A 10260-nucleotide genomic window follows, 5' to 3' on the forward strand; every position below is an offset into this window, starting at 1 on the left:
CTGAAACAGCCGCAATTCTCCAGGGCAGGGAATGGCTGTCCTGAAATACAGTTGGCCAGGTGCGATCTTGCACCCAGCCAGCGTAATTTTTCAACCATATATGCGCCGACATTTCGCCGATGCATATCGTGTCAGGCAATCGAAAAATCGTCCTGCACAACCTGCGTGTCTACAAAAACGACCTCGTCGTCGATTGCAAACGCGCTGATTTCACCATCGATATAACGATTTCTCGCAAAACCTAGATCCCAACCCCATTCCTTGCCGCCGTGCGCATCGACAAAATCGAAATCGGTATTGGTTTCATCAAGCACCACATTCCCATCGACGAGAACCTGTAGACGGTCTGCATTCTGGTCGACCAAAAAGGTGATCGTATGGGCTTCGGTATCATTCAGGCCCAGATTATCTACATGGAATCCCTTGGTGAATTTGCCATCATTGTTTGCGGCATGCGCAATCAGGCCATCACCTGTCAACGTCAGTCCCACATGGCCCTTGTTCCAGACCAAACGCTGGGTGCTGCCGTCTGCTTCAGATCTGGTAAACTCAACCGTGAAAGCAATCTGCTCGGAATCTTCAAACTCGGTCAGACGCCCCAATTTCACAAGATCCCGGTCTCCGTCAAGTTGGATCACCGGACCCGATGCCGTGTCCACAACCGTCGCATCACCGATAAGCTCGGCCTGACCGTTATCTGGCAGGTTCGCGATATCCAGAACAAAGTCGTCAAAGACCATTTGACCGGATGGGACAGAAGGCGATGTCGATCCAGACGTACCGCCGGTATCCGTGCCAGATGTACCACCGGTATCCGTACCAGATGTACCGCCGGTATCCGTGCCGGATGTGCCACCGGTATCCGTGCCGGACGTGCCACCGGTATCCGTACCGGACGTGCCACCGGTATCCGTACCGGATGTACCACCAGTATCCGTACCGGACGTCGTGCCTGACGGCGGTGTACTGGTTCCCGTTCCGCCAGAGATAGGCGTTGTCGCCGTTCCAACCCAAGAGTCGTAGGAGAGCGGATAACTATCGACCAGGTCAGAACCTGCCCCCAGAACATCTATTGTACTACCGGGAATAACACCAAACTGGTTGTACCCATCGGTTGCGGTTGTCGCGAAATAGACAAACTGAGCATCATAATATCCGGCCGCATTCGAATCTGTATTCTGAACAAAGGCATTGTCCAGAATCGTCCAGTCGGACTGCCCCTGATAGCCAGCAATCCCGGATGTCACATTCTGGTCGATGATCACGTTGGTCGAAGATGATCCGACGGTGATTTTGGGAATGGTCACACCACCTGTCACCGAGCGCGGAACCGCAATCAATGTGTTGTTCGAGATCGTCAGACCATCGGTCATGTGAATCGCAATGCCGTTTGTATGGGCATTGTAGATAACGTTTCCTTCGATCACGATATCCTGGTGCCAGTCCGTCGGATCCGAATAGTTGGCGTTGTCGCCCCCGGCCCAAATGCCCTGCGTGTAGTCACCCGACCCAATATCCAGGACATTGTTCCGAATGATGATGTCGCTGCTGCCATCCCCGCTGGAGCGCTTAATCTGAATCATATCGCGGTGATCGTAAGAACCCGCGGCACCCCCGAAATCGTGGATATAGTTGTTCTCGATCAGAACGCCGTCAACCCGGCCCAGGTTGATACCGTCAGAACGGATTGTGTGAATGTTGTTGCCAATCAGATCAACATCCGAGGAGGTGCCGACGTTTATGGCTTTCCACCAGGAATGGAACTCGGAATTGGCGATTGTGACATTTGCCGAACCCTCGACCACAAGCCCCTTGCCGAAACCTGTCCCATCAGCCGAGGTCCCGGTTCCGCTTGCAAAATCCCCATCAAAAACCGAATTGACGATGTTTATGTTGGTGCTGTTGTCGATCCGGAACTTGCTGGCAGATTCACGCTGCCCACTGACATATGTATAGTCAAACTCGATAGTATCGAACGTGACGTTCGACGTCTGGTTGACATAAACTTCCGAAAAGCTTGCCATCGCGCTCGGATCAGCGGATTTGATTGTCACGTTGGATGTGTAAAGGGCGTTTTTGAGATTCAGCACCCCATAATCACCCGCTGCAAGCAGTATCGTTTCCCCACCTGTCGCCTGAGACAGAGCCTGGTTCAACTCCGCCGCGGAGGTTACCGTGATTGTCGTCGACATCTTTCACCTTTTTGCATAGGCGCTGTGAGTGGCAGCGCACAAGAATCCCGCTCACCCAGGACAGAAGGAACAGCCGCACGAAGGCGACAGATGGGCCAGAATGTGGCTATGTTTGGAAATTGTTGCCTGCATCGGGACAATAATGTCCCTTCGCCTTCATTTCCGAGTGAAATTGATACTCGTTACCGGGAATTGTTCCCCTTCCCTTAGCGGTACCCAAGGGTTTGGCGAATTGATTCCTCTGCCGCAACAATGAACACACAATTGCCACTATTCCGGCATGGGCCCGCGTATTCCGAACAAATATCGGCGGTGAATTGCCCGATGCCGCCACGTCATCTCGTGCAGGCACCCCATCAAATCCACCAATGTTCTGCTCAACACAGCTTTATGGACACGACTCATCCATGCCCGTAGCCTTCCTAATTGATGAACGTGACACGGGCGGACCTGCCATGCGGGACAGACACAGTTCTTTCGGAATGCTGGTGTGTGCCTGCATTTTACTACTCTCTTTTTCGACCCCGTCCTATGCCGCCGGGGCGTGTACCGACACGAAGGCCACGACAAACGTGCCCGGTACAGAAAAGGGCCAGACACTCCACAACGTTTCCGAACTCGCAGGCGCCATAAAAAATGCGGAGGGAGGAGAGACGTTCATTCTTGAAGGCGGGAATTATGGCGCTCTGAAAATTAGCAATATCTTTGAGAAGCCCATCACGATCCGCTCAGCCAACCCGGGGTCGCCTGCATGTTTCACGGAATTACGCCTGCAGGGCGCGGGCAACATCGTGTTGGATGGGTTGATTTTTGACTATGAGTATTCCCCGGGGGACAAGGACTCAACCACCCGCTTCACCATCTATTCCAGCAGAAACGTGACCATCTCGAACTCCTTGTTCGATGGTGGCTATAAATCAGGAGTGGGGCATGGCCGCGGACTCCGCCTCAAGGACAATGTATCGATTACACTGACCCAGAACACATTCCGCAGATGGTGGAAAGGACTTACGGGTGGGCATGGCAACGACATAACGATCCGGGGAAACACCTTCTACGACATACGCTCGGACGGTATGGCTATGGGCGCTGTTGATGGGTTGATCATCGAAGGCAATCATCTGCACAATTTTCGCGGTATACGCGGAGGCAAGGATCACCGTGACATGCTGCAGATCATGCGCGCGTCCAACCAACGCAGCACAGACATCGTAATTCGCAACAATATCTTTGACATGGGCGCGGGAGATTATGCTCAGACAATCTGGATGGGCGGAGATGGCAAAAACTTGGGGGATCCCATGGTTCGTCATCAGAATGTGTTGATCGAGAACAACGTGATTTATAATGCCCATGCACACGGTATTTCGATCCATGGGGCAGATAACCTGTCGATCAGGCGAAATTCGGTCATCCGGGTCAGACGGGAGAAAGATGGGGGCATCACCATTCCGCGCATCAGCGTTTCCCCGGATTCAACCTCAGTCGTTATCGAACAAAACGCCGTCAGTAAAATCAGCGGATACAAGAACCAGCGCGATTGGGTCATCCTTAATAACGCCGCCATTCAGGATGTATCCCGAGGGGCACCCGGATTTTACGACAGTGAGTTCATCTACTACGCAACCGGACCGGCAAACGGACATAACGAATATGGCGTGCGGCCGGGCAGCCAAATCGATCGGCTTAATGCCGGCTCCACGCTTGTTAAGAATTACCCAACCCGCAAATAGCCCCAATATGACGGCGCCCGCACCGGGCACATTAGGTCAAATCTTCAGAATACTCCCGGTATTCCCAACGAAAAGAGCAGACATGTAGTGGTTACAAACAGACACGGATGCTCAAAAAAGCTGTGCGCAGGCGCGGAACTCTTTGAGGCCCGCATCAAACCATGATCACATACAGCCAGCTACACAATAAACGACATTCAAACGGTGCCGCCAAATATGAACACACCCATGTCGCAGTCTCGGGCCGGTCATGCAGGTCAAGATACCCCGACACTCAGCATTATTGTGCCGATGTTCAATGAAGAGGACGTTCTGCCAATCCTGTTTGATCGGCTGGGCCAGTTTCTGGGAAACCTTGGCGAAAGCTATGAGATCATATGTGTGAATGATGGCAGCACAGACGGCACAGCCAGAATTTTAGCCGACGCGCACGAACATGACAGGCGCATCAAAGTGGTAAACTTTTCCCGCAATTTCGGCAAAGAGATCGCCCTGACCGCCGGACTTGACGTTGCCTCGGGCAGAGCAGTCGTTCCGATAGATGCGGATTTGCAGGACCCCCCCGAACTGATTGAAAGCTTTCTCGAGAAATGGCGCGAAGGGTTCGACGTCGTCTATGCCGTCCGGCACCGCCGCAATACGGACACCGCGATGAAACGCTGGTCGGCGATAAAGTTCTATCAGATCATCAACAGGCTCTCAGGGGTTCCGATTCCGGCCAATACGGGTGATTTTCGGCTCATGGACCAAAGGGTGGTTCGCTCAATAACCCAATTGCGAGAACATAATCGTTTTATGAAGGGGCTCTTCGCCTGGGTCGGATTTCGACATGCCGAGGTACTTTATGACCGGCCTGAGCGCGCAGCGGGACAAAGCAAGTTCAACTACTGGCGTCTTTGGAATTTCGCACTGGACGGCATTACCGGGTTCAGCACTGTCCCGCTGAGAATTGCTGGCTATGTCGGTATGCTGACCGCCCTGGCGGCGATTATCTACGGCATTTTCCTTATCGTACGTACCCTGATCTACGGGGTGGACGTACCTGGTTATGCCTCGCTGATGGTTGCCGTGCTGTTGATCGGTGGTTTGCAACTCGTGGTGCTTGGCGTGATCGGCGAGTATCTGGGGCGTCTCTTTGACGAGGCCCGCAAACGCCCGCTTTACATTGTCGAAAGCAGCCTTGGCCTAACCGCCGAGGCCCTTGCGGAGCCGCCCGACGGAAAACCATTGACTTGAGCTTTCGTCAATTGAACCATCAGGATGTTCAATTCGTTTATTCGGTACAGGCGGTGTTTTGTTGCTCGGCGATCATTTCGAATGTCATGAGAATTGCGAGATAATGTTGCGCCAACAGTTGCCTGCAAGCCATCTGATGCAACCCAAGGGTGCGGGGCAGAGCTGGCCGGCATATAGAAAGGTCACAGGCCCAGAAATAGCACCAATAAGGCCCACCAGGTCACATTATCCAAAAAACAGGCAACTATCTTTGCGCAGAAATCCCAGTGTTTGCGCATTCGTACGCACATACACCACGGGAACAAAAATACCGACAGACAGCTGCGCGCGCCTCACGCAAGGTCGACTTACCAAATGCCACCCAGAACCGAGGCACATGTGACCGGTAAAACCCCATGATACAACAATCCCCCGCAGTTGGGCGTAATGATCTGGCTGTGCTCCTGCTCATACTGCTTCTCGCCTCCGTGCTGCGAACCGCAGGGCTGAATGCGCCGCTATGGTATGATGAAATTTGGACCGTCGATACGCATGTCCACCTACCTTGGGGCGAAATGATGCGCGAATACTCGATGAACCATCACTATTTCTTCAGCATGAAGGCTAAGCTGGTTTCGCAGATTTTCGGAGATCAGCCCTGGGCCTATCGTTTTCCAGCGGTGCTGTTCGGCGTTGGTATCGTTGCTGCAATCTGGTGGCTGGCCCGGGATGTTGCAGGCACGAAGGTCGCTCATATTTCGGCCCTGCTTGTCGCACTTTCCTATCATCAGGTTTGGTTTTCGCAGAACGCCCGTGGATATACCGAACTCGCATTCTGGAGCACTTTGGGCCTTATTTTCTTTTTGCGGGGGACGCACCGTCCGACCGTCGGCACGTGGATTGCGTTTGGCCTGACTGCCGCAGCTGCGGTTTTCACACACCTGACCGGGGTATTTTTCTTTGTCGCCTTGGGCTTCATCTGGCTGGTGTCACTAGTAACCGGGTTTGGGCGCCCCGCCCTGACCCGTGACTGGGTGCTGCGGCCTCTTATTGGCGTAGCAATGGCGCTGGTCTTAATTGTGTTGTTGTATCTGCCGATCTTTCCAAGCCTCGTGGAAGCCATGGGCGAGGTAGCGGCAACATCCGCTGTCGATCCTATGCAGGAGTATCAGAGCCCGGTCTGGACAGTGCTGGAAGGGCTACGGACGGCAGTCGGAGACACTGGCCCGCTGACCATGATTGTTGCATTCGGCGGATTGGTCGCCCTGGCGTTTGGTGCCGCAGGAGCACATTCAGCACAACCGCTGTTTTTCCCGTCCATCGTTATGCATATCGTGGTGACGCTGGCTATTCTCCTGTCGCTCGACATGCGGATATGGCCACGCTTCTTTTTTGTTGATATCGGCCCGGTCATCATTTTTGCGGTCATCGGCTGCTGGCACGGTGCAAGCATTGTGGCACGAGTGATAAGCCAACCTCGGATCGGAATGCCACTGTTCGCCGTCGGTGTTGCGGCGATGATCGCTTTATCCGTGATTCTTGTGCAGCGGAACTATGCCGCGCCAAAACAGAATCTGGCCGGAGCTTTTGCCTTTGTGGAACAGACCCGCAACCCTTCCGAGCGGGTTTACGCCATCAATCCGGGCGGGCCTGTCTTTGAGAACCATTTCAATGCCAACTGGACAACCATTGGCGACCCCGAAGCATATGCAAAAGCAATAGCTCAGCCTGGTCCTGTGACATTGGTCGTCCTGTTTCCGAACCGAATGTTCAGCGCCATCCCGCAACTGAGGCAGGATGCCAAAGGGCAACTGGACCTTGTCCATGACTTCCCCGGAACACTGGGCGATGGTAACGTTCATGTATATCGGCGTAACTGAGCGACTGCCGAGCTGGAGGTCAGGGGCAAGACCAGACTGACCGGTCTACAAAATCCAGAGGATAACGCCGCGCTTCCTCTATCAGTGCGGCAGAGCGGGTTCCCGCGACAAACACCATCGACCAGACGGTTTCTCCATCCGGAGTGATCTCGAAAACGCGCCCGGATGTGCTTTCGGTTACAAGAATATTGCCGTTGGGCAACGCCTGATGTGTACCCATGATAAAGCTGAAAAAACGCTGATCATCGTTTTGGGGGTAAACCGTCTCAGCCAGACCAGTCACGGGATCGAACCGAAGGACACGGGCACCCACGAAATCACGGCCAGGCATTCGGTGACCGCTGCCATTATCAAAGACGGTGATGGTGCCGTCCTGCTCGATATCGGGATCGTGCTGCTTCAGCCACGGTCCGTGCTGCATCCAGACGATCTTGCCACTGGATCTGTTCAACACAGCCAGCGCGTGGAGATTACGCATGGAGAGCAGCAAATCTCCGGGCTCCGACCCTGAGATGCGCGCGCTCAGCTCAGGGGTGACGACTTCGATATCGTTGAGATGTAGCGGGTCCAGCTCTTCTGGATTGAGCCCATAGATGATGTCCAGTTCCTGATTTTCTATCAGCCAGTCAATCGTTGGCTCCAGGATGGGGACGTCTTCAATGATACGACCCTCGGGGTCGATCAAAAGCGCTGAATCGGCATAGTAATTGTCGGAATCCATGATTGCTTCGACCGAAGCGCCCGGAAGCATATATTTAGGGGTTATGGTGGCCGGATCACGTTTTTTTGGAATCCAGTACGTCCCATCCGGGTTCTCCGTGATCGAATGGTGGGTCATCTGATCAACAGTCCAAACGGTATCACCGCAAGGACCAAGGCGCGCGGTGCCCAGCTCGGCGAAATTGACAAGGACGGATCCATCCTTTCCCAGGGCAACCCCCTGAGTGTGATATTCTCCAGATCCCTTGGGGATATTCTTGTCAGGGATGATATGAGCCGGATTGGACCAAATTGCGTGAAAATCCAGCGGCCAGGTGCGCAAAAGCGTCCCGTCAGCATCATAGACGCGCGCCTGTGCGCCATCGTCAAACATGCCTTGCATGACTGTTAACCCAGCCCAGCTAAGCTCGGGATTATATGTGACAAGGCCGGTTCCCTCATAGCGAAGCGGCATCCACCGGGGGTCACGATACCACGGGCCGTGGATCAACTCTTTTACCGTGCTTCTGGCTTCCTGAACCAAAGCTGTCGGCGGCAAATTCAGAACGGCTGCAGAAACACCTGCCAGAAAAGCCAGCGTTGCACCGCATACGAGAAAGACGATAAAACTCACTACATTCTGGCGATCCACGGCCACTTACTCCACCTCATTGCCCGTACTTAATATTTCCTCCAACGCCTGTGCGTCTGTGGCGTCATGTTCCACGGTCCACTCGGTTCCCATCGCCGTCTTGTGCTCAATGCGCAGGACCGAGAACGGTTCGCCTCCTGTACTCAGAAACCTGTAACACAGACCGTTCATTTCTGTGGCCAGAGCTTGCCAGGGAAAACGGTTGAACCTGATCCACTCGCCAGCTTCGTTTAACTGGGTTGCAACGATCTGGCCGTCACCGGGGTCTATATCCGCGCAGGTTTGCCCCAGCAGAACGGCCATAGTGTCAGAGTAACAAAGCGCAGCTTTCCTTCCGCCCCCCAGAGGAAAGCAGGTAGATTGCCTGGGCAGGGGCTCAGTAGCTTCGAAGCAAACAAAAAGCGTGCCCTCAGCCATGAAAACCGATCCATCTTCCGGGAAAGCCGCGCAGGGCCGCGGAGGGGTCAGAACCGACCCGGCATAATTCGCAGCTCCGTAACGAATCTGAAATATGGAATTCATGTCGATGCCACGATGAAACGTGCTGGGTGTCTGAAAACCACCGAACCTCAGGTGCTGGTCAGCAGGCCCACCAACAGAACGGATCGGTGTCGATGTGATATCAAAACCATTCATCGATCTGGCTCGCTCCACTATGTCGTCGGCCAGGGCAACATCCTGCTCCGCCACACGCTGAAAAAGTGGCCAGATATGCGATGACGCAATTGCTTGGCTGACACCAAAGATCAGCACCAGGGTCAGCCCTGCAACCGGGGCAAAGCGCGACATGGGCACCCCGGCCATCCCCTGAGCAACAACCGCAGTGCTTGCCAGAGCGACACCGGCGAAGACAAAACCGATAAAGCCGATGCTGCGACCAATCAGATAAGGCTCCGGATAGAGGAACCAGATCAGAACCGGCAATATGAACAGGGCGCCGAGCCCACCGAGAAACACGCGAAACGCTCCGAACCATCCTCCGCCAGGGAAGGCGCGTGGGGCGAGAAGCGCGCTCAGGGCAGCCATAAGAACCAACCCACAGACAGCCGCCGTTCCAAGCAGGAAAACTCCGCGATATGGCTGCGGCACTCCCAAAAGCCCACCGCTATGGATAAGCCTTTCCATCCGATGCAACGCGGACAACTTTTCCAAAATCACTGTCGACTCCACCCCGCCTGCAAAACGGAAATTTGCCCTGAGATCCAGAATGGAAATGGTCGCCTGCAGCTGCAGTTGATACAGGGCCAGAGCGACAACAGAAACCACAAGAACGCGGAAGATGCAGAGCACGCTTTCACGATGGTCGTACCCGTCGATCCGGATCAAGACGATAGCCGGGATGAGAAAGCCCATAAGCGCGTAGCTTTGATAGAAGCCGATCGAAATCGCCAGAAGCTCGGCGGCCACGATCATGCGCAGAACCATACCTCCGACTGATTGCGCGTGCGGCTGCGCAATCATAGTCATCGCACCAACAGAAGCCATAAGGCCAAGGCTGAACCATGGGGCTTGCGTCTGATAATGCAGGATTTCAGTCAAATAAACATGAGAAGACCCTGCCAGAAAAACCACCACAATAAAGGCGATCATCATAATTGAACCCGTCCTGGCCACGGACTGGCGTGCGATAAGGACGGAGACCCCGAACAGAGCGGCAAAAATAACAAAAATCAGAAATGCAATTGGCGTATCCCAGCCAAAGAGTTCCTCGTGCGCCCAATGAGTCGACCAACGACCATGCACCTCGGCAAATCCGCGCTCGAGACCGGCGGCAAACCTCCACTCATCCGGATTGAAACCGGACCGCACGACACCAATCCCGACGGTCGGCAAAAAAAGTAAAGCTGCGAGAACCGCAGCCGTAAGCAACAAAACCCAAGCTGGCGCTC

The 10260-nt window shown here is 54.2% G+C and carries 6 protein-coding genes; 3 read left to right on the forward strand and 3 right to left on the reverse strand.

Annotation, left to right across the window (positions count from 1 at the left end; all coding sequences use genetic code 11):
* Positions 1 to 131: 131 nt before the first annotated feature.
* Positions 132 to 2192, reverse strand: a complete 2061-nt coding sequence (locus AC2FLZ_RS20950) for a right-handed parallel beta-helix repeat-containing protein (protein WP_496882719.1) — start codon at positions 2190 to 2192, stop codon at positions 132 to 134.
* Between the two features lie 407 nt (positions 2193 to 2599).
* On the opposite strand from AC2FLZ_RS20950, the gene AC2FLZ_RS20955 reads away from it, so the two are divergent.
* From AC2FLZ_RS20955 to AC2FLZ_RS20965, 3 genes are all read left to right on the forward strand, one after another.
* Complete coding sequence (locus AC2FLZ_RS20955; protein WP_496882720.1) at positions 2600 to 3925, forward strand: right-handed parallel beta-helix repeat-containing protein; 1326 nt, start codon at positions 2600 to 2602, stop codon at positions 3923 to 3925.
* Between the two features lie 228 nt (positions 3926 to 4153).
* The gene (locus tag AC2FLZ_RS20960) at positions 4154 to 5161 is read left to right on the forward strand and encodes a glycosyltransferase family 2 protein (protein ID WP_496882721.1); all 1008 of its coding nucleotides are present in this window, start codon (positions 4154 to 4156) and stop codon (positions 5159 to 5161) included.
* Between the two features lie 467 nt (positions 5162 to 5628).
* Complete coding sequence (locus AC2FLZ_RS20965) at positions 5629 to 7020, forward strand: glycosyltransferase family 39 protein (protein WP_496882722.1); 1392 nt, start codon at positions 5629 to 5631, stop codon at positions 7018 to 7020.
* A 19-nt stretch (positions 7021 to 7039) separates the two neighbouring features.
* Here AC2FLZ_RS20965 and AC2FLZ_RS20970 read toward each other — a convergent pair whose 3' ends face one another.
* Positions 7040 to 8377 carry an arylsulfotransferase family protein gene (locus tag AC2FLZ_RS20970; protein ID WP_496882723.1) on the reverse strand — a complete coding sequence of 446 codons (1338 nt, stop codon included), beginning with the start codon at positions 8375 to 8377 and terminating at the stop codon, positions 7040 to 7042.
* Positions 8378 to 10260 (reverse strand): hypothetical protein (locus AC2FLZ_RS20975; RefSeq protein ID WP_496882724.1); only part of this gene is annotated, 1883 nt, incomplete at its 5' end.

The sequence above is a fragment of the Ruegeria sp. YKSF131 genome (genome assembly GCF_059612645.1).

Excerpts from the sequence above, each read along its gene's own strand:
- AC2FLZ_RS20955 (WP_496882720.1), top strand. The coding sequence starts at position 2,600 with ATGCCCGTAGCCTTCCTAATTGATGAACGTGACACGGGCGGACCTGCC.
- AC2FLZ_RS20960 (WP_496882721.1), top strand. The coding sequence starts at position 4,154 with ATGTCGCAGTCTCGGGCCGGTCATGCAGGTCAAGATACCCCGACACTC.
- AC2FLZ_RS20950 (WP_496882719.1), bottom strand. The coding sequence starts at position 2,192 with ATGTCGACGACAATCACGGTAACCTCCGCGGCGGAGTTGAACCAGGCT.